This window comes from Mariniflexile maritimum (genome assembly GCF_009746565.1).
GTDB classification, from domain to species: Bacteria; Bacteroidota; Bacteroidia; order Flavobacteriales; family Flavobacteriaceae; genus Mariniflexile; species Mariniflexile maritimum.
Genome location: NZ_WRPN01000002.1, coordinates 401,646 through 428,280, shown reverse-complemented (window position 1 = coordinate 428,280; position 26,635 = coordinate 401,646). Strand labels below are relative to the sequence as shown.

Here is a 26,635-nt window from a genome sequence, read left to right as displayed (position 1 = left end):
ATGTATTTTAGCACCAAATTTATAAAAATTGGGTTTTAGTTATAATATCGGTATCCAACTGGTGCGTTTTGGCTTAAAATGCGCAGCGCCATTCAACCAAAAAATTAAAAGTGGTGTGATGGGGCGACAAGACACCTTTAAAAAACTTAAAAAAAACATACAACCACACGACAAGACGCTTTGGTTCCATTGTGCCTCTTTAGGGGAATATGAACAAGGCCTTCCTGTTTTTAAGGCGTTGCGAGATCATTTTAAAACCCACAAAATTGTATTAAGTTTCTTTTCGCCGTCGGGATATGAAATTCGCAAAAATTCGCCAATTGCCGATGTTGTGGTGTATCTTCCACTGGACACAAAAGCAAATGCGAAACGTTTTTTAAACTTGGTGCATCCTGAGCTTACCGTTTTTGTTAAATACGATATTTGGCCGAATTTTCTGAATGAGTTAAAACACCGAAAATCAAGAGCCCTTTTAATTTCAGCATCTTTTAGGAAGTCCCAACTGTTTTTTAAATTTTATGGTGCGCCATTAAGAAACGCTTTATTTGCTTTTGAACATATTTTTACCCAAAACGAGCGTTCAAAGGAACTATTAAAATCTATTGGCTATGATAGCGTTACCGTTGCGGGCGACACTAGGTTTGATAGGGTTTCCAGTCAGTTGGAACAAGACAATACCTTGCATTTCATTGAAACCTTTAAACAAAATAAATGCTGTGTTGTAGCAGGCAGCACGTGGCCGGAGGATGAAACATTGTTTGTTAATTTTATAAATTCCGAAGCTTCAAAGGGTGTAAAATTTATCATAGCGCCACACAACATTAAATCTTCTCAAATAAAAAATTTTCAGGAACAACTAAAGGTTGAAAGTGTGTTGTTTTCTGAAAAAGACAGTAAAAAGCTAGAAAACGCAACGGTTTTTATTATTGACACTATTGGCATCCTCTCAAAAATTTATAGCTATGCCGATATAGCCTATGTGGGTGGTGCTGTGGGAACTACGGGATTGCACAACACCTTGGAGCCAGCAGTTTTTGGAGTGCCCATTATTATTGGGACCCATCACTCGAAATTTCCTGAAGCACAGGACATGATTGACAATGGCGGTATGTTTTCGGTTTCAAACCAAATGGCGTTTGATGCTGTTTTGAATGAATTGATTCAAAATGATGGCAAACGTTTGATTTCTGGAAGCAACAATTCAAACTACATTAAAAAAAACAGGGGCGCTGTTACTAAAATATTGACGTTTTTAGGATTGTAAAAGGTTCGCGATGGCATAAAACAAAGATGGTCTTCGAGCAATTGAAGACCATCTTTGTTTTAAATAGCTTTAACGAAACATCATTTCTTTTTCCACACCTCTTCCAATTCTTCCAGTGTTTTCCCTTTGGTTTCAGGCACGTATTTCCAAACAATCCACATAGCCAATAAGCCCATAACACCGTAAATCCAGTAGGCAAACCCATGGTTGAATTTTTCCAACAAATAGGAGTTTTTATCCATCATTGGAAACGTCCATGACACCAAATAGTTTGAAATCCATTGAGCCGCAACCGCTACTGCCAGAGCCCTACCGCGAATTTTGTTTGGAAAAATTTCAGATAACAACACCCAACATACAGGCCCCCAACTCATAGCAAAACTAGCTACATACAATAACATAAAAATCAAAGCACCAAAACCAACCGATTCCATAAAGAAGGTGGTTCCTAAAGCAAACATGGAAATTGCCATTCCTAGGGCACCAATAATCATCAACGGTTTTCTTCCATATTTATCAACCGTCATAATGGCCAATACGGTAAACAATAGGTTAACGGCACCAACTATAATGGTTTGCAACAAGGCGACATTGGTGCCAGAGCCCATGCTTTTAAAAATTTCGGGCGCATAATACAACACCACATTAATACCTACAAATTGTTGGAAAACCGATAATAAAATTCCAATTACAATAACCGTGATACCGTACGAAAACAATTTTCCTGAATGGCTTACTACGGTATTTTGAATTTCCAACAGTATTTTTTTGGCTTCTACCGTGCCGTTTAGTTTGGTTAAAATCGCCAAAGCTTTTTCTGGTTGCGACTTCAACACCAACGACCGGGGTGTGTCTGGAACAAACAACAACATGAACAAAAACAAGGAGGCAGGAAGTATTTCTGAAGCAAACATCCAGCGCCACCCAACAGTATTTAACCAAGAATCATCACCCTGTTTTGCTATATAATAATTGACAAAATACACCACGAGCATACCAAAAATAATGGCAAACTGATTTAAGGACACCAGTTTACCCCTAATTTTTGCTGGGGCTATTTCGGCAATGTACAAAGGAGAAAGCATCGATGCCAACCCCACTCCAATTCCGCCAATGATTCTATAAACTATAAAAATATAAATGAAGGTATGGTCGGCCTCACCTATTGGTTTTAGCAACATTTCCGGCATTGCAGAACCAATTGCAGAAAGTAAAAACAGAACAGCCGCTAAAATCAATCCGTTTTTCCTACCTAATTTTTTGCTAATAATACCGCCCGAAATGCCGCCAATGATACACCCAATCAATGCGCTGGAAACAACAAAGCCCAAGCGTGCATTTGCTTCCATTTCACCTAGCCCAAAAGGAAGGACAAAAAAACTTTCCAATGAACTTACGGTTCCGGATATAACGGCGGTGTCGTACCCAAAAAGAAGCCCCCCCAGTGTTGCCACTAAGGTTAATTTCAATAAATAACTCGTGTTTCCTGATGTTTCCATAACGCTTGTTGGTTAAATATATTGGTTGATGATATTCTCGAACAGCTCTTGTTTACCGCTCGTTAACGGCAACTCGCCATTTTCTTGGGCTATTTTGTACAGATCCTGCAAACTTAATTTACCGTTTTCAAAATCCTTTCCCTTGCCGGAATCGAAGGAGGCGTAACGCTCTTTCCTTATTTTTTCGTAAGGCGACGATGTGATGATTTTATCGGCAATCAACAAGGCCCTGGCAAAGGTATCGGCACCTCCAATATGTGCCAAAAACACATCTTCCAAATCGGTTGAGTTTCTTCTTATTTTTGCATCAAAGTTAACACCACCACCTTGCAGGCCGCCTGCTTTAAGGAAAACCAACATCGCTTCGGTAGTTTCTTGGATGTTGTTTGGAAACTGGTCGGTATCCCAACCGTTTTGGTAATCGCCACGGTTGGCGTCCAAACTTCCTAACATGCCCGCCTTTGCCGCTGTTTCCATTTCATGCTGAAAGGTGTGTTGGGCGAGTGTAGCATGGTTTACTTCAATATTTATTTTGAAATCTTTATCCAAACCATAGTTTTTCAAGAAGCCAATGGCGGTTGCCGTATCAAAATCGTATTGGTGCTTGGAAGGTTCCATGGGTTTCGGCTCGATGAAGAAGTTCCCTTTAAAACCTTGGGCACGTGCATAATCGCGACACATACTTAAAAATTGGCCCATGTGGTCCAGCTCGCGACCCATATCGGTGTTCAACAAGGTCATGTAACCTTCACGACCGCCCCAAAACACATAGTTTTCGCCGTTTAGGGCCATGGTTGCATCGAGTGCCAATTTTATTTGTCCGCCTGCCCTGGCAACCACCTTAAAATCGGGGTTGGTAGCGGCGCCGTTCATATAACGTGGGTTTGAAAAGCAGTTGGCTGTTCCCCACAATAATTTTACTTTTGAAGCGGCTTGTTTTTGTTTTAAATAGTCGGTTATGGCTGCCAACCTACTTTCAGATTCTGCAAACGAGGCACCCTCACGGATGAGATCGTAATCGTGAAAACAGTAGTAACCGAAACCCATTTTTGTGATGAACTCAAAAGCGGCATCGGCCTTATCTTTTGCTGCCTGGAGCGCATCGGAAGATTTGTCCCATTCAAAACTTTGGGTACCGGGACCGAATGGGTCGCTGCCCTGACCGCAGAAGGTATGCCAGTAAGCTACCGAAAATTTAAAGTGTTCGCGCATAGTTTTGCCCGCCACCACTTGGTCTGGGTTATAATATTTGAACGCTAACGGGTTGTCGGATTCCTTACCTTCAAACTTGATGTCTCCAATACCTTTATAGTATTCTTTATTTCCTAGTAATGCCATGATATTTTTTATTAATTGATTATTGTTTATTATTTATTCGAATGTTGATGTGTGTTCGCTATTGCGTTAGGGATTGAGCAATTTGTTTGAGCTATTTTTTGTTGTTGAAAATTTTGTGGTACTTCGCAAATACTGTAACAAAAAAAGCGAGTTGCGAAAGCCCGACCCTTGTGGTAACGCCCTAAAACTTATTTTCCATTTTTTATTATTTTATTCTCTGCTATATTCTATTTTCTCTTTTCTATTTTCTTTTTTTCTTGACTCTTGACTCTTGGCTCTTGGCTCTTGGCTCTTGGCTCTTGGTTCTCTTTTCTATTTTCTCTGCTCTTTTGCGAAAACAAGTTCCAATTCTTTTTTCCAATTCTCGTAAGCTAATTGATATGCCGTTTTGTCCTTAAGAGGCATGAAGGTCATCACATGGTCGTTATCGATTATCGCTTTTCCGAAGCTTTCAAAATCGCCTTTGTACAAACCAGCAGCTCTCGCAGCACCTATGGCACCCGTGGTATTGTAAATTTCGATTTCCTGTTCAATTAAAGTGGCAACGGTGTTGGCGAAAATCTCTGAACGGAATAGGTTGTCGTTTCCCGCGCGGATGACCTTTGGCGTGATGCCGTCCGATTTCATAATTTCCATGCCATATATAAAGGAAAACGCGATACCTTCCAAAGCGGCACGACATATATGGCCTTTATGGTGGTTGTTCAGGTTTAGGTTTACGATGCGCGTGCCTATTTCGGTGTTGTTGAGCATGCGTTCGGCACCATTTCCAAAAGGGATAACACAAACGCCATCGGAACCTACTGGAATTTCCGAGGCCAGATTGTTCATTTCCTCATAGGAATTGACCGAAAGATTATTCAGCAACCAACGATACTGAATGCCGGCACCATTTATGCACAGCAACTTACCTATTCTGGGGGTTGCGCCTTTTTTATAGTTTACATGTGCAAAATTGTTGACGCGAGCGCTTTCCTTAACCGACAAACTATCGGTAACCGCATATACAACGCCCGATGTACCACCAGTTGCGGCAACTTCACCCGGATTGAATACGTTTAAGGACAGCGCGTTGTTGGGTTGGTCGCCAGCCCTATAAAGAATGGGCGTTCCTTTAGCTATGCCACTTTCGGCTTCCCCTTGTTCATCTACGACCGATTGAATTCCAAAAGTTTCAACAATATCAGGGACTAAATTTTTATCGATACCGTAATATTCCAAAAGGAAATCGGCCACGGTATCTTTTTTAAAATCCCAAAAAACACCTTCGGAAAGCCCGGAAATGGTGGTATTTATGGTATTTGAAAATTTATAGGCTATATAATCGCCCGGAAGCATGAACTTATGGATGTTCTTGTAACTATCTGGTTCGTTGTGCTTTACCCATTTTAATTTTGATGCCGTAAAATTTGCCGGTGAGTTAAGAAGGTTTGTAGCACATGTTTCTTCGCCAATTGCTTTGAAGGCTTCATTGCCAATGCCTACGGCACGACTATCGCACCAGATGATGCTTTTACGAAGTGGATTTCCTGCTTTATCAACAATTACCAAACCATGCATTTGGTAGGAAATGCCAACGCCCTTAATTTGGGTTCTGGATATGTTATGCTGTTTTTTTAAACGCGCTATGGCCTTACAAACATACAGCCACCAATCGTCTGGTTTTTGTTCTGCCCAACCATTCTTTTGGGCAAACATACCCATTTCTTGTTCTGGTTCTTGCACAACGCCCATGCTTTTGCCCGTTACCATTTCAACCAAAGCTGCTTTGATGGACGAACTGCCAATATCTAGTCCTAAATAATACATGTTATAATGATTCTCTTAATATTAATTTTGTTGGAATATAGGTTTGTAAAGGTTTGTCGTGGGTAATAAACGATGCTGCTTTGGCCCCGAGTTCTTGAAAATCGGTTGAAACCACTGAAATTCCTTTGTATATGAATTTTTTCATAGGCGTTTCGTTATACGACAAAAAGCCCACATCGGTTCCCGGTTCCAGGTTTTTTGTTCGGCATTGCTCCAAAAATACACCGAGTATCCTATCACTTACGCTAATGTAAGCTTCATCCTTTACCACCAAAAACTCTTTAGGTTCGGTTATGATTTTATATTTAAAGCGGTGTGTTTCACAGAATTTTTTAAAATAAGTAAGCGATTCTGATGGGTGAAAGGTGAAAGTGGGATACACAAATACCAATTTTTTGTATTTTTTGAACACCGAAGCCGCTTCTTCCAAAGCATCGAAAAATGACTTTCCAAAATCTTGAAACACGTAATTATTGTATTCCTTAGCGTACATGTTCCAATCGATTAGCAACAACTTGTCGGTATCAAAATCCGATAAAACAGTTGGCACCTCTTTATGGTTAAAGGGCATGACCACATATTTATAGTATTTCCCTTTTGCATTATTTAATATGGTTTTGAAGTTGTTGATGTTATAGTGGTGAAACTGAACATCTACAATCACTTTTTTAGGCAAGTTATTTACAAACGCATGATAAACAACTTCCTTGTAGGCCTTAAAAGTATCTAAAACCAACAGTACTTTTCGGGTATCGTTTGCAACGAAATAACCCTTATTGGGCACAGATTCAATAACGCCATTGTCCTTTAAAATAGAATATGCCTTAAAAACGGTGTCCCTAGATAGCTTGTAATTTTTACAAACAACATTTACAGAAGGCAGCGCATCGCCATTAGATAGGGTGTTATTGGAAAGCGCATCGTTAATGGCGTTCACCAATTGTTGGTATTTAGGAATCTCACTGTTAAAATTTATATCAAAATCCATCAAACCGTTCTGTTCTGTTCTGTTCTCCAAAAATAAATAAATTTTTTAATAAACGGCCTTTTTCTTGGTTTAGTTTTAGGTTGTTGAAGAAAAAATAATGAGAGAAACACCCTAACAAGCAAGGTAAATTTTTGGGAAGGGGTAATATAGAGCTGAAGTTATGAGATTCTTAATGCTTTAAACATGAAAATAACGACCAAGCCCCAAAGCTTAAAACCATGAAGACCAAGTAACGAACCACGCACAACTCCCATTGAGTGTGCGCGTTGTTTTTGTTCAAAATTTTACAACCTAATAATAATTAAGTTTTTGAATAACTATGCTAATAGGGATTTATTACATTAAAGGTGGCTTTCAAGGGTGCCAATGAATCGCCACCCACCCAAACATTGAATTTACCGGGTTCTACCTCCCACTTTTTATTGGCAGTATAAAATTCAAGCGTTTTGGCATTAATAACAAATGTTACCTTTTTGGTTTCGCCTGCTTTGAGCATCATTTTTTGAAATCCTTTTAATTCTTTAATGGGCCTTACCAAACTGCCTACCAAATCGCGTATATAAAGCTGCACCACTTCTTCGCCATCCCGATTACCGGTGTTGGTAACATTTACGGTAACCTTTAATTCACCACCAGTTGAAATTTCCGTTTTGTCCAATTGTAAATTATCATAAGAAAATGTGGTGTAACTTAAGCCAAACCCAAATGGATATAATGCGGTTTTTGGCGCATCGCGATACCCAGAAAACGTTACATGGTTGCCTGCGCTGGGTCTGCCCGTATTTTTTTGATTGTAGTATAGCGGTTCTTGGCCCACGTTGTGCGGAAAGGAAACAGGCAGTTTTCCGGAAGGATTGTAATCGCCAAAAACCACATCGGAAATGGCATTTCCAGACTCGGAACCCAAATGCCAACATTCTAAAATTGCGGGAGCTATTTCGGAAGCACGACTAATATCCATCGGCCTTCCGTTCATCAAAACAATAACAATGTTTTTATTCACTTTGTAAATGGCTTCCAATAAGTCATTTTGAAGTCCTGCAAAACCAATATGGGTTTGACTTCGGCCTTCCCCCGTTTGGTACGCATTTTCGCCAATGGCCAATAAAACAACTTCCGATTTTCTTGCTGCTTCAACAGCTTCAGCCATTCCAGAAGTATTGGTTGTATTGAATTTTAAAGGAAACAAAAATTGATTAGATCCGGGCGCAACATTTGGAATGGTTAAATCGATTCCTTTGGCAAAATTTATTTTTGTAGTGCTACTTACGGCATTTTTAACACCTTCCAAAAAGGAAACCGCCGAATTATAGACTGCTTTTCCGCGCCAGTTGCCTAAAGGCGTATCTTTATCGTTCGCCAAGGGCCCGATAACCGCTATGCTCTTGATATTTTTGGAAAGCGGCAAAAGTGACTTGTCATTTTTAAGCAATACGATGGATTTTTTTGCCACCTCGCGGGCTATCGCTAAATGCTGTTGCGTGTAAACCTCGGTTGTTTCGCGTTTTTCATCACAATATTTATAGGGGTCATCAAACAGGCCAAGTTCAAATTTTAGGCGCAAAACGCGTTTAACGGCATCGTCAATCGCTTCCATCGTAATTTTTTTCTCATGCAATAAGGTTTCCAAATGCGCTTCATAGGCATAGGATTCCATGTCCATATCGCTACCGGCATTTAGGGCAATTTCAGCAGCATGTTTTTTATCTTCCGCATAGCCATGCGCTATCATTTCGCCTATAGAACCCCAATCGGATACCACAAACCCTTTCCAGTTCCAAGCGCCTTTCAGAATGTCGCGCTGCAACATGCTGCTTCCGGTAGCAGGAATACCATCAATATCGTTAAACGAATTCATAAAGGTTGCAACGCCCGCTTCGGCCGCGGCCTTAAATGGTGGCAAAATGGTATTATGCAGTTCATTATCACCTATATTTACCGTGTTGTAATCGCGTCCTGCCTCCCCAAAACCATAGCCTGCGAAATGTTTGGCACAAGCGGCAATAGTATGTGCTTGTGATAAATCGCCTCCTTGAAACCCCTGAATGCGGGCAACGCCAATAACGGAATTCAAATAAGTATCTTCACCGGCACCTTCCATAATACGACCCCAGCGGGCATCTCTTGAAACATCTATCATGGGCGCAAAGGTCCAGTTGATGCCAGATGCGGCACTTTCCTTCGCCGCTATTTGAGCCGATTGCTTGATAATACCCAAATCCCAACTGGCACTTTCGCCCAAAGGAATGGGAAAAATGGTTTTATAGCCATGGATAACGTCGAACCCAAAAATTAAGGGAATTTTGAGTCGGGAATGTTCCATGACTATTTTTTGCGTTTCACGGATGGATGCCACCGATGTAATGTTAAGCATAGAACCCACCTCGCCTTTTTTAAGTTTGTTCAATTTATATTGGTCGCCATTGGAAGATGATGGCCCTGTGGCATCCCATCCACCGCTATATTGAACCAATTGCCCAATTTTCTCATTGAGATGCATCAACCCTAAAACGGAATCGACCTTTTTTTCAATGGCATTAACAGAAGTTGCCTTTTTGGTTTTTGGGTCGTTATTAACGTTTTCAGGGTTAAAAACACCCAAGGCAACCCCTAAAGCGATGGTATATTTTAAAATTATGGTAGCAGTTTTCATATAATAGACTTATTTTAACTTTAATGTGGCGAATACGGGAAAATGATCGGATGGGTATTTAAGATTGATGGCACTGGTTAACACCCCATATTTTTCAACCGTAATTTTACTGGATTTTGAAAGCATGATGTAATCGATTCTTCGGGTTGCGGGCTCGTTGTAATTAAAAGCATTAAAAGTTCCGTTGGGGCCAAAAATGATTTTGGCGATGTTTTTTGAATCGACCATATCCTGTTTTAGCGTCGAAATCAATTCATCATTTGGTTCCACATTAAAATCGCCCGTTAGGATTACCGGAAGTTTTTGCGTATTCACTTCATTTATTTTTTTAAGGATTAACGCCATGCCCTTTAAGCGGGCGTTTACCCCTACATGATCTAAATGGGTGTTGAAAACCCAAACCTTTTGTTTGCTTTTTAAAACAGTAAACAATCCGTAAGTGCATATTCTTGGATAGGCCGCATCCCAACTTTTGGAAACCTTATTGGGGGTTTCAGATAACCAAAAGGTTGCGGTGTCTTCAACTTTTAATTTCTTTGAATTATAAAAAATGGCCGAATGTTCGCCCAAATTGCCACCATCGCGCCCTAAACCAATGGCTTTATAATCGTTTAAAACGGACTTTAAATCGTCCATTTGGTTGGGTCTTGCTTCTTGCACATTTAAAATATCGGGCGCATAAAAAAGCACTTGTGAACTAAAAAAATCTTTTCTGTTGGCCCACGCATTTTCACCATCTGAGGCAATATCCAACCGGATATTATAGGTCATCACATCCAGGTTCTGGCTCTTACAACTTGTAAAACCCATAATACATACCGCTAATACTACTACATACTGTTTCATCTTGATAAATTTTATTTTTTTAGTTGATACACCCTTACATAATCTACTTGCATTTGTTGCGGAAAAATGGTATCATCAATCCCTTTTTGACCGCCCCACATACCGCCAACAGCGACATTTAATATGAGATAGAATTTTTTATCAAAAGGCCATTCATCGGTGGTTTTATGCTCATTTATTATTCGATTATACACCACATCATTCAATAAAAAATCCATTTTATCAGGTGTCCATTCAAGTGCAAAGACATTAAAAGTATCATTTGGTTTATCAATAAAAATCGTTTTCCCCTTTTGGGTACCTTTTAAATGATTATATGCTTTTGTATGGATGGTGCCGTGTATGGTATCATTATCATAGCCCACATGTTCCATGATGTCAATTTCACCACTTTCAGGCCAACCAATATCTTTTCTGTCTTCGCTTAACATCCAAATAGCAGGCCACATCCCTCGCCCTTTGGGGAGTTTTGCCCTAACTTCAATACGCCCATATTGCCATGCGGCAAGTCCTTCGGTTTTTATCCGTGCCGATGTATATTGCGCCGTGTCAATTTCTCTTTTATAGCGCGCCCAATCTTTAATATTGGGGTTTTTAAAATCTTTATTGGCTATTTTTTCTTTGTGGGCTTCAATAATTAAATAACCATTTTCAACCCGAGCATTTTTCAAACTATCTGCATAATACTGTTTTTCTTGGTTGGCAATAAACCCATAATCGTAGCCCCATATGCTGGCATCGGGCTTTCCGGTATAATCAAACTCATCGTTCCAAACCAATTTATAGCCTTTAGCCGTAGGGCTTTCGGATACCCTTTTAAAAACCAGTTCGGGTTCATCGGTGGTTATGTAGTTGAAATCGTTTGCCAAAAGCCAGTCGATATCTTCGGTGGTATTGGCAGTCCATGCATTTAATAATAGGCCGTGGTTTTTGGCGCTTTCAATCCACTGGGGGTTTCTTTTAAGTTTGAAAAGTGCATAATCCAATCCGGAAATACCATCGTTTTTTAAAACTTCTGGTGTTTTGGAACCATCTAAATATTGCGTTTTGGCGTTGGCATCCAATTCTTTTACCTTTTTAAGAATTTCATGGCTAAAACTGATATATGCTAAAATAAAAGGTTGCGCTTTTAGTTCCTTCACCTGTTTGATAACACTTTCAGCAATCATTACATTTCTGCCTTCTATTTTTGAAGGTTTTATTTCGCATACCAAACCCGTTGTGGTATTGTTCTGCATACCTGCAAGTATATACTGCTTTAAAGTGGGCAGCATATCGCCGTTTGGAAGTTTGTACTTTGAAAGTTCCGCATAGGTAGTTTCCTCAATAACCAGACCATGATACTCGGGGTCGTGGTTGATGATGAGAACATTATCTGCCGTCATTCTTACATCAAATTCCGATCCTGTACATTTTAATGCGATGGCCTGTTTTAACGATGCCACCGAATTCTCGGGAAAATTATTGGCTTTCCAAGCACCGCGATGTGCAATAACCGGATTATTGGCAAAAATGATTTTGTTACTTACACTTGCCGTTTTACAGGCATTGAAACCTATAACAAGACATACTATTAACAAATAACGCATACTTTTATTGGGTTGACGGTTTGACTAAAGATAAAATATTCGACGATTTAAAATGCAAAGGGCAAATAATTTTTGCCCTTTGCATAAAAAAACTAAACAACAAAATAATTAATATCCTTCATTTTGAGGGTAATTGGGGCCCAAAAGATTCATTTCCGCAAGTGGTATTGGCCAATTAACCATGTGAGGTTTTATTGAAAATCTGGCATCACTTCTATAGGGCAGCGGTTTTGCTGGTGTATTGTTGGCGCCACCAGCTGTTGAGTTTTCAGGGCTCAAATCGCCTGCCATCCCATAACCTGCATGATCGCGCACAAAATTGTATAAATTGCCGGTTCTTTTTAGCATGTACCAACGGCGACCTTCAAAAGCCAATTCCCTTGCCTGCTCATCCAAAATCATTTGCATGGTAATGGTGGTTACTGCCGCTGCACTAGAACGGGTTCTTACTTTATTCAAGTTTTTTATGGCCTCGGCATCATTTCCTAACATTAAATTAGCCTCTGCGGCAAAAAGATAGGTTTCTGCTAAACGATACATGGATATATTTTTAAATTGACTGTCTTGGGTTGGAATACCATCATCTGGGAAATATTTTTTGCAACCGGCATTTAAACGGATAAACCAAAAATTTCTGTTGGCTGCCGTTGAGGCGAACTCTTTCCAACTTGGATGAACAATTTTGGTGCCCAATTCTATACCAGCCGGAAGGGTAGCAGGGTCATTATAAAGATAATCTTGAATATAATAGGTGCCTTTTATACGTTTGTCGTTAGGGTCTGCATTTAAAAGATCTCTCAAATAGTTGTTCATAGTTAACCAAGCAAAACCGCGCCCACCTTGTTCAACTGTGTATTTTGAACCCGGTATTTGTTCGGCATAATTTGGCATCAAATTAAAATTAATTTTATTGGTTCTGCCATTTACCTGACTTTTAAATTGTAATGCCCATAAAATTTCAGAACTATTTACTTCGCCCGCAAACACCAATCTTGGGTCGGTGGCCAAAGCGTGCTTTCCTGAATTAATAACTGCTTCCGACTGTAACTTTGCTTCTGCCCAATCTTTTTGCCATAGAGCCACATCGGCCTTTAGGTGGCGCGCCGTACCTTGGGTTATCCTGCCCCTTTGATTCGTGGTCCATTCCAGGTTGTTAATTGCAAAGGTTAAATCGTCTTTAATTAACTTATAAATATCTGCTTCTGGGGTTTTGTCCAAAATAATATCCGAAACGTTCTCTGGTGTTGTAGGTTCGGTAGTAATAAAAATATTATTGAACAGTTTGAATAAAGTAAAGGTTGAATTGGCCCTAAAAAATTTAGCTTCGGCAATCACCTGCGCCCTTCTTTTTTCGTCCATTCCTTGAATATTCTCTGCGGCTTTTATGATGGCGTTTGCCCTATCAATAATTCTATAATTGGTTTTCCAATAATCGCTGAATACCCCACTATTTTCTGGGGTGGTACCGTTTCTCATCCTGCCATAGTTTGAGATTTCCCCGCCGCGAGGAATGGTAAGGTCGTCGCGCGAATCGATAACTATGGGGTTGGAGCCATTATTTGCTGAATTTTCCCAAAAGGCCCTTTGAAAACTATACAACGCAACCACACCGGCTTCCAGACCATCGGGCGTATTGTAAACCAAATTTGCCGTGAACTGGGAGGTTGGTTCTTCTTGTAGAAAGTCGTCGCAAGATGTCATGAAAACAAGCATTGAAAACAGAGACAATGCCCATTTAAAATATATATTTTTTAGTTTCATAATTATAGTTTTTAATAGTTATAAAGTAATATTTACACCTAATGTTAATGATTTTGTATCGGGAAAATCGCCCGCATTATTTTCAGGGCTATACGATTTGTAATCGGTTATGGTAAATAAATTGGAGCCCGTAATGTATAATTTTGCAGCATTCATGTTCAGTTTTCCCAATAAGGACTGAGGCAAACTATAGGATAGCGACAAGGTTCTTAACCTAACATAGGAAGCATCGGTAATGCCCAAAACGCTTATGTTTGCTGGGGCACTGGCGTAATTGGGCCTTGGTGCTGTGTTGGATGGGTTTTCTGGTGTCCAGTAGTCGCGCACAATACCGTTTCTAACAGATGTTATGGTACCGCCCTCGTTAAAATCGGCCAGATAAGGATTGTATCTTTTGGCACCTTCAACAATATACAAATCGGCCAATAACTCAAAACCTTTAAACTGGAAGGAAGATGAAATGGATGCAAACCAATCGGGGTCCCTGGCAATAATAACTTTGTCATCATCCGTAATTCTGCCACTTCCATCAACATCTTTTATTTTGATGGCACCTGCGGTAAGGGTCGTAACGTTCTGGAAAGGTGTAACCGTACCATTTAATGTGCCCTGGGGTGACGCTAGGGCATCGGCATCCGATTGGAAAATACCATCAAACACATAAGCTCTGTAAACATTGATGGGTTCGCCCGCATATCGGTTTCTGCCCAAATCGTCCTTTGGTTTTCCATCTACATCTACGATGCCGGTTTTGGTTATTTCGTTGCTGTTTTTGGTAAACACGCCGGTTATGCTCCATTTTAGATCATTTTTTCTTATGATCTCACCGGTTAGCAATAACTCGATACCGCTATTTTTGGTTTCGCCCCCATTGGTAATCATGGAGCTAAAACCAGAATTGCCGCCCAACGATATATCGGTTAACAAATCGGTTGTTTTGGTGCTATAATATTCCGCAGAACCCCTTAACCTGTTTTTAAAGATGCCATAATCAAGACCTATATTGGCCGTGGTTGAGGTTTCCCAAGTTAGGTTGGGGTTTGGCAGTACGGTTCCGGGAAGGTTACCGCCCACAACGGCACCCCCAAATATATATGGATAATTATCAACAACGCCCAATGTGGTATAAGGGTCTAAAGATTGGTTACCTACCGAACCATAGCTCATTCTTAGCTTCAATTCGTTGATGGCTTCTATGTTGTTAAGAAAAGATTCCTTATGTAATTGCCATGCCAAGGAAGCTGCCGGAAAGAAGCCCCATTTATTGTTTTCGGCAAAAACGGAAGCCCCATCCTTACGACCTGTTAAGGTTAATAAATATTTATCCATTAAAGTATAGCGAATCCTGCCTAAAAAGGAAGATAACCTATATTGTTCCTCAGCTCTATTGGCCGTGAAGTTTAAGGCGCCACTAATACCATCATAACCAAGCACATCATTACCAAACCCTGTTGCTTCGGTAGTTGTTCTTGAAGAATTTCTTTGGTTTATGGATTGTACAAAGGTTACATCCAACCTATTATTTTCATTTAGTTCTGGTGAATAATTGAAAATATTCTCTATTAAATATTCTTCCCTAAGTGTATTTGAAACCGTTGCCCTTCCATTAGGCGTTACACCTTGAGAGTGTATTTTAGATAGGTATTGGCCTTCATCAACAAACCTTCTGCTTAATAACGTATTTAACTTATAGGAAAAACTTTTTGTAAACTGATAGTTGGCCACTAAATTAAGATTGTATAAATCGGTTTTTACATCGTTGTCAGACTCCTTAATGTTCCATAAAGGGTTGATGCTACTGCTACTTGCGTTTGCGCCTGCCAGATCTTTGACCAAATTACCGTTTTCATCATAAGGCCCTGTAAATGGCGAAATGGTTATAAAGTCTAAATTGGTCGTTTCTTTTTTCTGATTGGCCGTACTTAGGTTTAGGTTTGCTTCAATGCTAGCTTTGTCGTTAAGTTTTTGGTTCAGGTTTAACCTAAACGAGCCTCTTTTGTATCCCGAGGTTGGTATCAAACCTATTTGGTCAAAATAATTGGCACTCGAAAATACCTTGGTGTTTTCATTGCCGCCATTAACGCTTAAGGTATGGCTCTGGATCATGCCGGTTCGCAACACCTCATCTTCCCAATTCACGTACTTGCCTGCAACAAAAGCGGCATACTCGGTTGCTGAGCTAAAATTTACGGTATCATCGCTATATGCCTGTACCCCATTTACTACTGGATTTGTTGTTCTAACGGCCTCTCTTCTTAATTTTATAAAATCTTCGGCAGAGTACAAATCGAAGTTTTTGGTAAGTTTTTGTACCGTAGTATATGAATTTAATGAAACCCTTACTTTACCATCTTTACCTTTCTTGGTTGTAATAAGTATAACCCCGTTGGATGCCCTTGCTCCATAAATTGCCTGCGCAGATGCATCTTTTAGCACTTCAATGGACGTGATGTCGTCGGGGTTTACATCGTTGATGTTTTCAATGGGAAAACCATCCAACACAATAAGCGGATCGTTACCACCCCTAATGGAATTTCTACCTCTGATTAAGATATTTGAGGTACCACCGGGCCTTGCGGAAGTTAAATTTACCTGAACCCCAGCGGCTTGACCCCTAATCATTTCAGAGATGTTGGTAGTTGGAATAGCAATGGCATTATCCATTTCAACTTTTGAAACAGCCCCTGTTACATCACTTCTTTTTTGGGTACCGTAACCTACAACTACCACCTCGTCCAAGGTATTGGTATCAACCGCCAAGGATATAGTTATATCATTGGATGTAATGGCCACCTCTTTCGTTTTATACCCTATATAAGATACTATTAATGTGGAGGCATTGTTTGAAACGGATAGTGCAAATTTACCATCAAAATCGGTTGAAGCACCGTTGGAAGTTCCCTTAACAATTAACGATGCGCCCGGTAAGGGCATGCCATCTTCGGCAGACAAGACCGTTCCCTTAATTGCTTTTTGTGTTTGAGCCACCATTAAAAATGAGGTGAATAAAAACAGCATTGGAAATAGAATTCTAATTCTTTGATTACATAGTTTTAGTTTCATATTAATTTAGTTTAAAGTTTAGTTTCAAAAGTATGGGTTTGCTTCATTTAAGATTTATTTTAAACATTAAGCTTTTGTAAACTTAGCCTCAAAAAATGATAAATCCATAAAATCTACCTCGATATAAAACGAACACAGCAACAAAAAGCACTATTAACTATTAAATTATCAGCAAAATGCCTGTAAATACTGTGATTAACAAACATTTTAAAGTGTGTGAAGGGCATAAAAAAACCATCCGTTTTTTAGGCTTGTCGTGGTAATGTCGTGGTAAAAAACGGCTATGTTGTGTTATTGAAAGTTTAAGATGTATGTTACCAGGCCGCTATCGTGTTCCAAACCTAATTTCTTTCGTAATCTATAACGTTTGGTTTCCACGCTTTTTATGGAAATATTGAGCAAAGGCGCCATTTCTTTGGAGGATAGGTTTAGGCGAAGGTAGGCGCAAAAGCGTAAATCGTTGGGTGTTAAATCGGGGTGTATCAGCTTTATTTTATCTAAAAAATCTTTATCTGCATTATTAAAAGCCTGTTCAAAAAAGGACCAATCCTTCGCGTCGTTTAAGTTGCTGTCTATTAGGTTTAAGGCTGCATTATTACTGGTATTCTTGTTTTTTTTCAGTTCTTTTTTTATACTGTTCAAAACCTCGTTCTTTTTTATAATGCTCATGGTTGAAATTGCCAATTCCCTATTTTTGTTTTCAACATCCTGATTCAACCTTTCATTTTTTATTTGCATGATGGTTTGCTCATTCTGCATCTTTTCATGCTTGAACTTATTGATGTAGTATCTCTTATAAGCTTTGTGGGTAATTAAAATTATGATAAGGAACAATATGATATAAAAAACCAAAGCGGTGTTGGACACATACCAAGGGCGATGCACCAAGAAACTGTAACTAATGGTGTTTTTTGAAAGATCGTTGCCAATTTTAGCGCGTACCTTGAGCGTATAATTTCCAAAGGAAAGATTCTCAAAGCTTACCTCCGGCGTTTCGGTCCACTGGCTCCATTTGTTTTGAAAACCTTCTAAAATATATTGGTATTTAACATCAACATATTTATCATAAACCGGTACCGAATACTTAAATTGTACAATGCCCTGTTTGTAGTTTAACGCCCCGTGTTGTGCAATAGGGAAATCGATTATGGCTTCATCAATATTTTTTAAGGTAACCGCATTTAAGAAAATATAACGATTAGGACTTGTTTTGAGTTTAGACAGATCGATATTTATATATCCGTTTGCTGTTCCAAGAACGTATTTATTATCACTTATGAATGAAATGTTCTCAAACCCCAACACCCCTTTTCGCAACTTTGCAGGCATGGGAATGTGGTAAATAACAGGTTTGTTTGAAACGGCATCGCTTTCAATATATTCAATGTTATCGTTGGAAAACGCCCAAAGTCTTTCGTTTTTATCGACTACCAATTTTCCGGAAACATAGTTGTCTTCATCGATAACAGCACTTAAAAGCACATCTCTTTTAAAAGTTTTGGAAGACGCATCGTATTTAAAGACCCCTTTCTCGGAAGCATAGATAATGTTATTTTTGTATTTAATTAAACTGGAGTTTTTTCCGGGAGATACGCTCGATTCCATATCAAATTTCAACACTTTCGATAAGCTGTCATCCAAGGTTAACTTGAACACTCCCTTATACTCGTGGTTCACCCAAACCTGATTTTTTTCGTTGATTTCAAGATAGCGCGATGAATTTTTAAAGCCTTCAATTTTATTTCTAACGTGCCACGTGCCATTTTTCTGTTCAAGAACGAACAGCCCATTGTAATTCCCCTGAAGCAATAAATCCTGCCGATTGGGAATGGCCTTGAACGTCCACGCACCCAAGGTGTTGCTTATTTTTTCAACACTGTTTTCATGTACCAAAAACGTACCCAAATGATGGCCACAAAACAAATAGGCGTCGTTATAATTAAACAAGTCCCATACTTGTCCCGCTGTACCATCTATAAACTTAAAAGGCTCGTTTACGGCATTTAATTTTCTATAAAAAAGGCCTTGATTGGACCCTATGTACAAAAAATCCTTAAAAACCTGTGTGGTGTAAACAGTGCCTAAAACCCCTTCATAGTCAAAAAAAGTCTTGAAGGCCGATTTTACATTGATGCAGTTGATACCATTATCTAAACCTGCCCAAACATTATAATCCTTGTCCTCAAATAACGACAGTACGGTATTGTTGCCCAAGCCGCTTTTTTGGGTTATTTGGTTCGTTATTGCGCCTGTTTTGCCAAGGCACAAAACACCATCTGAAATGGTGCCAATGATAAAACCGCCATCTTTCAACTGAATACAACTGAAAACATTTACCCTATTCAAAGTCGCATCGGCAGGTATTTCCCAACGCTGCATTTTACCAGTTTCAAACTTATAAAATCCGGAGTGCCTGGTTAAAACAAGAAGCCCCTGTTTGCTTTCAAAAAGATTGATAATTCGTTCGGTTTTTGCAATCGCATCGTTTATAACTAGCTTGGGCTGCCCGTTTTCTATCCCATAAATCCCTTCATTGGCCACATGGTAATAGATGCTGTTTTTTACTTGGAAAATCTTGTAAATGGTATTGGGGGATGATATTATTTTAAACGTTTCCGTTTCGGAATTATAAAAATAAATGGTGTTATTGGATTGGAACACGACCCATTCTTTGTACGCGATGATGTTCCAAACCTGTTCGTCCTCGGGCATTTTTACATCGAGCTTGGGCATTAATGAGGTGTATTCCAACAGGCCTAACCTGTTTTTTTTCCAATAACCAAATTCAGCATAACAACCGGTATATATTCTATCTTTTATAACATTTACCGCCCTTAATATGGTGTTGTTTGGTGAAGCGTAAGAAGTCCATTCAGCTCCGTTAAACTCCAATAAACCCTTGTTATTTGCCACATAAATATAGCAGTTATCACTCTGGGAAATCATCCAATTTTGATTATCACCAAGGTAGTCATCAGGTGAATATTTTTCAATAGGCGGCAACTCTTGGGCAAAAGTAGCCATGACCATGAACATTACTATAACCGATTGGAAAATTTTCATTGTAATAAAAACTTGAGCTTTTTAAAAACACAAAAACTACCCTAAAGATAGTTTTTAGTTACCGATTATTCAAAACACCCCACAAAACTTCTTTAAGTGAAAGCAAATAATATGGCATTTAACTTAATTAAGATAGCGCTAACATTAACAAGGCCGCTAGTATGGCTCCTACAATAGGGCCTAAAACCGGCACCCATGCATAGCCCCAATCGTTGGATGCTTTGTTTTTAATAGGCACTAAGGCGTGCACTATTCGAGGCCCTAAATCGCGCGCAGGATTGATGGCATACCCAGTGGTGCCCCCTAACGATAAACCAATAGACCAAACCAAAAAAGCAACAGGCAATGCACCCACCGAGCCCAATCCCACCACAGTTTGCGTATCGGTAATGGTGGCATCGGTGAAATATAAAATGGTGAGAATAAGAACAAAAGTGCCCAATGCTTCACTTAAAAAGTTAGAAACTGTATGTCTAATTGCCGGTGCGGTACAGAACACCGCCTTTTTGGCATTGCCATCATCAGTAACGTCAAAATGATTTTTATACATAAGCCAAACCAGAAAAGCACCCAACATGGCCCCTAAAAATTGGGCTAATATATATAAAGGCACCTCTTCCCAAGGAAATTTGCCAGCTACAGCCAGTGCCAAACTCACCGCCGGATTGATATGCGCGCCACTATAAGGCCCTGCAATAACTACGGCCACATAAACCGCCAATGCCCACCCTGTGGTAATAACTATCCACCCGCTATTGTTGCCAATGGTTTTGTTTAATACTACATTGGCAACTACGCCGCCGCCTAACAAAATAAGGATGGCCGTTCCTATGATTTCTGAAATGAATGGTGTCATAGATTAAAACTGATTTATGATTAACGAACAACAATTAACGCGCTTTGAACATTAAAATTCTTAATTGGTTAATCATCATTCGTTGTTAGTTAATATTTTTAATTGTTTTCCCTTCGGAAGCTAGAGGCATTTTATTTCGTCCAATATTCTAGGGCAGCAATGGCTTTGTACCAACCTTTGATGCTTTTTTCAATTTCTTTTCTATCGGTATTCGGGTTGAAATAGGTGTCGGTTTGCCATATTTGTTCAATTTCCTCAGGACTTTCCCAATAACCAACTGCTAAACCAGCTAAAAAGGCGGCTCCCATGGCTGTGGTTTCTACAATTTTAGGGCGTACGGTTACCGTATTCAAAACATCTGCCTGAAACTGCATAAGCGTATTGTTTACGGTGGCACCACCATCTACACGCAATTCCTTAATGGTTATTCCTGAATCTTTTTCCATGGCTTTTAATATATCCATGGTTTGGTAGGCAATGGCTTCAATGGCTGCCCGGGCAATGTGCGCATCGGTGGTGCCGCGCGTTAATCCAAAAATAGTGCCCTGGGCCTGCTGGTTCCAGTGTGGTGCGCCTAAACCCGCAAATGCAGGCACAAAATAGACCCCATCGGAGTTTGAAACCGAACTTGCCAATGCTTCTACTTCAGCAGAAGTTCGTATTATTTTTAAGCTATCGCGCAACCATTGCACCACAGCACCTGCAATAAAAACGCTGCCTTCCAAGGCGTAATTGGTTTTTCCGTTCACTTTCCAAGCGACGGTAGTTAGCAAATTGTTTTTAGAAACAATGGGGTTTTCACCAATATTCATCAACATAAAGCAACCTGTTCCGTAGGTATTTTTAACCATGCCGGGGTTGGTGCACATTTGCCCGAACAAGGCCGCCTGTTGGTCGCCCGCAATTCCTGAGATGGGAATATTGGCATCATAAAACGTCGATTTTGTATGCCCGTAAATTTCACTGGATTGCTTCACTTCCGGCAGCATACTTTTGGGAATGGTGAGCAATTCCAGAAGTTCATCATCCCAATCCATGGTATTGATATTGAACAACATGGTACGGGACGCATTGGTAACATCGGTAATGTGTTGTGCGCCCTTGGTAAAATTCCATACGAGCCAAGTATCGATAGTCCCCAAAATAAGATTGCCTGCTTCGGCTTTCTGTCTGGCACCTTCCACATGATCCAACAGCCATTTTACTTTCGTCCCTGAAAAATAGGAATCAATAACCAACCCTGTTTTTTCACGTACTAGCGTTTCCTTTCCTTGTTTTTTTAGCGCATCGCAATAATCGGAAGTGCGTTTGTCCTGCCAAACAATAGCGTTGTAAATAGGTTTGCCCGTATTTTTATCCCAAACCACTACGGTTTCCCGCTGATTGGTGATGCCTATTGCGGCTATGTTTTCAACGTTTAACCCTTTTTTTGCCAGTGCTTCCGCAGCGACACCAGCTTGTGTGGACCAAATTTCCAAAGGGTCGTGTTCTACCCACCCTGGTTTTGGGAAATATTGTGTAAACTCTTTTTGAGCAACCGAAATGATACTGCCTTTTTTATTAAAAACGATGGCTCTGGAACTGGTGGTACCTTGGTCTAGTGCTAGTATGTATTTTTCCATAAGAAAATTGCGTTACCAAAAAAACGTAAAAAAACGTTATTGGTGTTAGTTATTAATTTCAAAATTAGTTTTTAATGACATAGCGGCTCGCAATTTCAATAAAATTGGAGATTTGCCCTTGTTTCCATTCGTTATCTTTGTGTAATTCCTTGGCTAACATCGTAGCGATCATTGGCGATATTTCTATGGCTGCTTCCGCATCTAAAAACAGCACTCTTACACGTCTTGCCAACACATCTTCAACGGTTCGCGCCATTTCATTTCTTATGGCCCACACAACTTCAGCTTTAATGAACTCCAGTCTGGGATGGATTTTTTCACCCAGTTCTGGCGATTCATCAATAAGTTGACGAATCCCTTTCGTATCGCTACCATAAATATACAAATGCTGGGATGTGTCAGTGCTACCATCTGCTCCATGAATTAACAAGTTCTTTGTTTTGCATTTAGATGCCGGCAGTTTACCCAGTTCGATGGCCTTATTTAAAGTGTCTTGCGCCATACGCCTATACGTGGTCCATTTTCCGCCCGTAATGGTTATCAACCCCGATTTAGAAACAATAATTTTATGGCTTCTTGATATTTCCTTGGTTTTTTCCGATTTATCTTTAGGTGCTGCTAACGGACGTAACCCAGCGAAAATACTAAGCACATCGTTTTTAGTAACCTGTTTTATTAAGTACCTGTTGGCCGTTTCCAATATAAATTCAATTTCCTTATCAAGTGCTGTGGGTTCCAAGCTATGGCTATCCAACAAGGTATCGGTAGTTCCCACAACCACCCTGTTATGCCAAGGCACCAAAAACAGCACGCGACCATCATCTGTTTTAGGTATCATAATGGCGTCGTTGCCCGGTAAAAACGATTTGTCCAGAACCAAATGCACGCCTTGGCTGGGGCGAATGCTGTTTTTAGCCAGGGCATCATCCATTTGCAAAATATCGTCTGAAAACACACCCGTAGCGTTAATGACTACCTTGGCGTTTAGACTGTAAACGGTATTGGTTTCTGCGTCTTTGGCCACAACACCATTCACGATGCCCGCTTCATTTTTAAGTAGTTTTTCAACTTTAAAATGATTCAAAACCGTTGCGCCTTGCTCAATAGCGGTTTGTGCGATGTTAACGGCCAATCTGGAATCGTCGAATTGCCCATCATGATACACCACACCACCTTTAAGATTTTCTTGTTTTATGGTTTTTAAGCGTGATGCCGTTTCGTTTTTTGAAATACGAAGTGATGTTCCGAAGCTTAATTTACCAGCCAAAAAATCGTATATTTTCAATCCGACAGTATATAAAAAAGCATCCCACCATTTGTAATTGGGAATGATGAAAGATTGGTTGCGAACTAAATGGGAAGCATTTTTCAGCATTAGCCCGCGTTCATAAAGCGCTTCTTTAACTAAGTCGATGTTACCTTGTGCCAAATAACGCACACCACCATGAACCAGTTTGGTACTTCGGCTGGAAGTGCCTTTGGCAAAATCAACCTGTTCTAAAAGTAAGGTTTTGTAACCTCTTGTGGTACTATCCAATGCGATTCCTAAACCTGTGGCACCACCACCAACAATAATAACATCCCATTGAGACTGTTCTTTTAATTGATTCACTAATGCACTTCTACCAAACACGCGTCGCTTTCTTTTAATTATTAATTTAATTTATTTTGTTTCAAATATAGAAAAATAAATGATATATCGAAACTAAACGAAACTTTTTGTGTTATTTTTGAAGTTTTAAACTTCAATTTCTTTCATTTTATTATATTTGTTTACATGAAAAGACACGAAATTATCCTGCAAAAGATTGCAAAGCAAAAACATATTGAAGTTTTAGAGTTATGCGAAGCCCTAGAAGTTTCGGCCGTTACCATTAGAAAAGATTTAAAACTTTTAGAAAAAAAAGGATTGCTTTACAGAACGCATGGTGGTGCTTCTTTAGAAAACCCCTATATAAATGAACGCGCCGTTGTTGAAAAAGAAAAAATTTCAGTTGAAGAAAAAAACGGTATTGCCCAAGCCGCTGCCAAATTAATTGAAGAATACGACTCGATTATGATAGCTTCCGGCACAACCGTTCAGGCACTTTCAAAATTCATAAACCCTAAAGAAAAACTAACGGTTATCACCGCTTCCGTATATGTTGTACTGCATTTAATTCACAATAAAAACATTGAAATTTTGCAACTTGGTGGTTATATTAGGCACAGTTCAGCTTCTGTTATAGGTTCGTATGCGGCACAAATACTGAGCAATGTGTCGTGCAGCAAACTTTTTTTAGGCGTTGATGGCATTGATTTCGATTATGGTTTATCTACAACAAGCCTGGAAGAAGCACAATTGAATCAAAAAATGTTGGCATCGGCACAACGAACCATTGTGTTGGCAGACTCCTCAAAATTCGGCAAAAAAAGTTTCGCCAAAATTTGCGACATCAGCGACATTAACGAAATTATAACCGACAGCGGTATTTCCTCATTCAACAAGAAAAAACTTGAAGAAAAAGGCGTGAAAGTGACGATTGTTTAAACACTAAAAAACCATTACTGCTGAATATTTGCTTCACACCAATTCACATAAGCCTGTTCTAATTCTTTTACCTTTTCAGGGAATTTTTTGGCCAAATCCAAACGCTCTCCGGGGTCTGTTTCCACATTAAAAAGTTTCAGTTCCATGTTATCCACAATGGGTGCGATATATTGTACGGAAGGCTCGCTTTTCCAGTGGTTTTCGTTGGTGTTGGTCAATTTCCAATCGCCTTGCCTAACGGCCCAGGTTTTTTGCCATTTCCAAACCAACAACCTATTGGGGTCGGGTTTCAATAAGCTGATACCATCGAGTGTTTCGTCTTTAACGGGCATACCTGCAGCATTTAATAATGTTGGTAAAATATCGGTTGCTGAAACATACCTGGTTTCCACTTTATTCGCCGCAACATTACCTGCCCAACTTATAGCCAATGGCACGCGTATGCCGCCTTCCCAAAGCGCATATTTGCCGCCTGTAAGGGGTGCATTATTGGCACCCGTAAGGGGCGAGCCCCCATTATCTGAAATAAAAACAATTAAGGTGTTCTTGTCTAATTTTTGTTCTTTCAAGGCATCCAAAACACGCCCAATATTATCATCTAAACAGTTAAGATTTGCCAAATAGTAATTGCGTAATTCTTCCGCTTTTATCGCTCCAACGCGGGAATATTTATCATAATAAGCCGAATAAGTACCCGGTTTGTATTTTTCAAAAGCCATCAAACTATCGGGGTCGTAGTTTGGTATTTCCTTAGCACCATATTTGTCTAAATATTTTTTGGGAACCTCATGGATTAAATGATGCACCGCACTGTACGCCAGCGTTAAGAAAAAAGGTTTTTCGCGTTTTCTTTTTATGTAGGCAATGGATTCATCGGTTAAAATATCGGTTAGATAGCCTTCTTCATAACTTTTCTCGCCCATATTGTGCATCAATGGCCCTAAAAGTGCACTGGTACCGTAGGGATCGGGGGTGCGTTCTTTAATTTTATTGGAACTCAACCAATAATCATGGGCGTGGGCACTAAAGCCTAAAAACTCATCGTAACCATGGTTTAAAGGGTATTCACGAACATTATATTTATGAAAATTACGCCCTAAATCGTTCTTGCCAATTCGTGCCGTTTCGTACCCTGCCTCTTTTAAATATTCGGCTATGGTTTTTACATTGTTGGGCAAACCAGGGCCCCAACTAGCGGGTTTATCCCATCGAAACTGATTTTTACCTGTTAAAATCCCCGCTCTTGATGGACTACAAACGGGTGCCGTTACATAGGCTTGGGTAAAAACGGTGCCCGATTTCCCTAATCGGGTGATATTGGGAGTTGAAATGCTTTTATCATGTTCTTTAAATGGTGAAAAATCCGCATACCCCTGATCGTCAATTACTATTAACAAAATATTGGGTTTTTCGCTTTTTTTATTAACGGTTGTTTCAACGTTTGTCTTGCAACTGAAAACACTTATAACCAAAAATAACATGAGCAAATTCTTCATGATTAGTTTTATTTAATTTCAAATTTAATAAAAAAAATTAAAAACGAAATAAAACGAAAGTGATTTTTGCGTTTTTAGACAAAGTTTCTATCTAAAGATTTTATGATAGGAGAATATAATGCAAAAGAAGACGATTTGGATAAAAATAGCCGTTAATTTTATCTTAGTATTATCAAACCTTAATGCTTAAAATAGACTATTCTTTTTGCATTTTCGGTGTGCAATTATTAAAACAATCTAACATTTTTAATTGAATAA

The 26,635-nt window shown here is 39.5% G+C and carries 16 protein-coding genes; 2 read left to right on the top strand and 14 right to left on the bottom strand.

Annotation, left to right across the window (positions count from 1 at the left end; all coding sequences use genetic code 11):
- Positions 1-28 precede the first annotated feature (28 nt).
- Entirely contained in the window at positions 29-1,264 is a 1,236-nt protein-coding gene (locus GQO80_RS04670; protein ID WP_157207162.1) for a 3-deoxy-D-manno-octulosonic acid transferase, read from the top strand.
- 80 nt (positions 1,265-1,344) lie between these two features.
- Here the strand turns inward: GQO80_RS04670 and xylE are convergent, their stop codons facing one another.
- The 13 genes from xylE to GQO80_RS04605 form a co-directional block, all read right to left on the bottom strand.
- Positions 1,345-2,763 (bottom strand): D-xylose transporter XylE, encoded by a 1,419-nt coding sequence (xylE, locus tag GQO80_RS04665; RefSeq protein ID WP_157207161.1) that lies wholly within the window; start codon positions 2,761-2,763, stop codon positions 1,345-1,347.
- Between the two features lie 12 nt (positions 2,764-2,775).
- Positions 2,776-4,101: a xylose isomerase gene (xylA, locus tag GQO80_RS04660; protein WP_157207160.1), complete on the bottom strand. Its 1,326-nt coding sequence runs from the start codon at positions 4,099-4,101 to the stop codon at positions 2,776-2,778.
- 312 nt (positions 4,102-4,413) lie between these two features.
- Complete coding sequence (locus tag GQO80_RS04655) at positions 4,414-5,910, bottom strand: xylulokinase (RefSeq protein WP_157207159.1); 1,497 nt, start codon at positions 5,908-5,910, stop codon at positions 4,414-4,416.
- A gap of 1 nt (position 5,911) precedes the next feature.
- Positions 5,912-6,928 carry a GntR family transcriptional regulator gene (locus GQO80_RS04650; RefSeq protein ID WP_317163218.1) on the bottom strand — a complete coding sequence of 339 codons (1,017 nt, stop codon included), beginning with the start codon at positions 6,926-6,928 and terminating at the stop codon, positions 5,912-5,914.
- Positions 6,929-7,220: 292 nt separating this feature from the next.
- Positions 7,221-9,551: a beta-glucosidase BglX gene (gene bglX / locus GQO80_RS04645; protein WP_157207158.1), complete on the bottom strand. Its 2,331-nt coding sequence runs from the start codon at positions 9,549-9,551 to the stop codon at positions 7,221-7,223.
- A 9-nt stretch (positions 9,552-9,560) separates the two neighbouring features.
- On the bottom strand, positions 9,561-10,397 hold the full coding sequence (locus GQO80_RS04640; RefSeq protein WP_157207157.1) for an endonuclease/exonuclease/phosphatase family protein: 837 nt from the start codon (positions 10,395-10,397) through the stop codon (positions 9,561-9,563).
- 11 nt (positions 10,398-10,408) lie between these two features.
- On the bottom strand, positions 10,409-11,986 hold the full coding sequence (locus tag GQO80_RS04635) for a family 16 glycosylhydrolase (RefSeq protein ID WP_157207156.1): 1,578 nt from the start codon (positions 11,984-11,986) through the stop codon (positions 10,409-10,411).
- Positions 11,987-12,094: 108 nt separating this feature from the next.
- Positions 12,095-13,747, bottom strand: a complete 1,653-nt coding sequence (locus tag GQO80_RS04630) for a RagB/SusD family nutrient uptake outer membrane protein (protein WP_157207155.1) — start codon at positions 13,745-13,747, stop codon at positions 12,095-12,097.
- 18 nt (positions 13,748-13,765) lie between these two features.
- Positions 13,766-16,810: a SusC/RagA family TonB-linked outer membrane protein gene (locus GQO80_RS04625; RefSeq protein WP_198037722.1), complete on the bottom strand. Its 3,045-nt coding sequence runs from the start codon at positions 16,808-16,810 to the stop codon at positions 13,766-13,768.
- Between the two features lie 291 nt (positions 16,811-17,101).
- Positions 17,102-19,873 carry a helix-turn-helix and ligand-binding sensor domain-containing protein gene (locus GQO80_RS04620; protein WP_157207154.1) on the bottom strand — a complete coding sequence of 924 codons (2,772 nt, stop codon included), beginning with the start codon at positions 19,871-19,873 and terminating at the stop codon, positions 17,102-17,104.
- A gap of 127 nt (positions 19,874-20,000) precedes the next feature.
- Positions 20,001-20,729, bottom strand: a complete 729-nt coding sequence (locus tag GQO80_RS04615; RefSeq protein ID WP_157207153.1) for an MIP/aquaporin family protein — start codon at positions 20,727-20,729, stop codon at positions 20,001-20,003.
- A 131-nt stretch (positions 20,730-20,860) separates the two neighbouring features.
- The gene (gene glpK, locus GQO80_RS04610) at positions 20,861-22,351 is read right to left on the bottom strand and encodes a glycerol kinase GlpK (RefSeq protein WP_157207152.1); all 1,491 of its coding nucleotides are present in this window, start codon (positions 22,349-22,351) and stop codon (positions 20,861-20,863) included.
- Between the two features lie 64 nt (positions 22,352-22,415).
- On the bottom strand, positions 22,416-23,963 hold the full coding sequence (locus GQO80_RS04605) for a glycerol-3-phosphate dehydrogenase/oxidase (protein WP_232333113.1): 1,548 nt from the start codon (positions 23,961-23,963) through the stop codon (positions 22,416-22,418).
- A gap of 165 nt (positions 23,964-24,128) precedes the next feature.
- On the opposite strand from GQO80_RS04605, the gene GQO80_RS04600 reads away from it, so the two are divergent.
- Positions 24,129-24,881 carry a DeoR/GlpR family DNA-binding transcription regulator gene (locus GQO80_RS04600; protein WP_157207150.1) on the top strand — a complete coding sequence of 251 codons (753 nt, stop codon included), beginning with the start codon at positions 24,129-24,131 and terminating at the stop codon, positions 24,879-24,881.
- A 14-nt stretch (positions 24,882-24,895) separates the two neighbouring features.
- Here the strand turns inward: GQO80_RS04600 and GQO80_RS04595 are convergent, their stop codons facing one another.
- Positions 24,896-26,377: a sulfatase family protein gene (locus GQO80_RS04595; RefSeq protein WP_157207149.1), complete on the bottom strand. Its 1,482-nt coding sequence runs from the start codon at positions 26,375-26,377 to the stop codon at positions 24,896-24,898.
- Between the last annotated feature and the right edge of the window lie 258 nt (positions 26,378-26,635).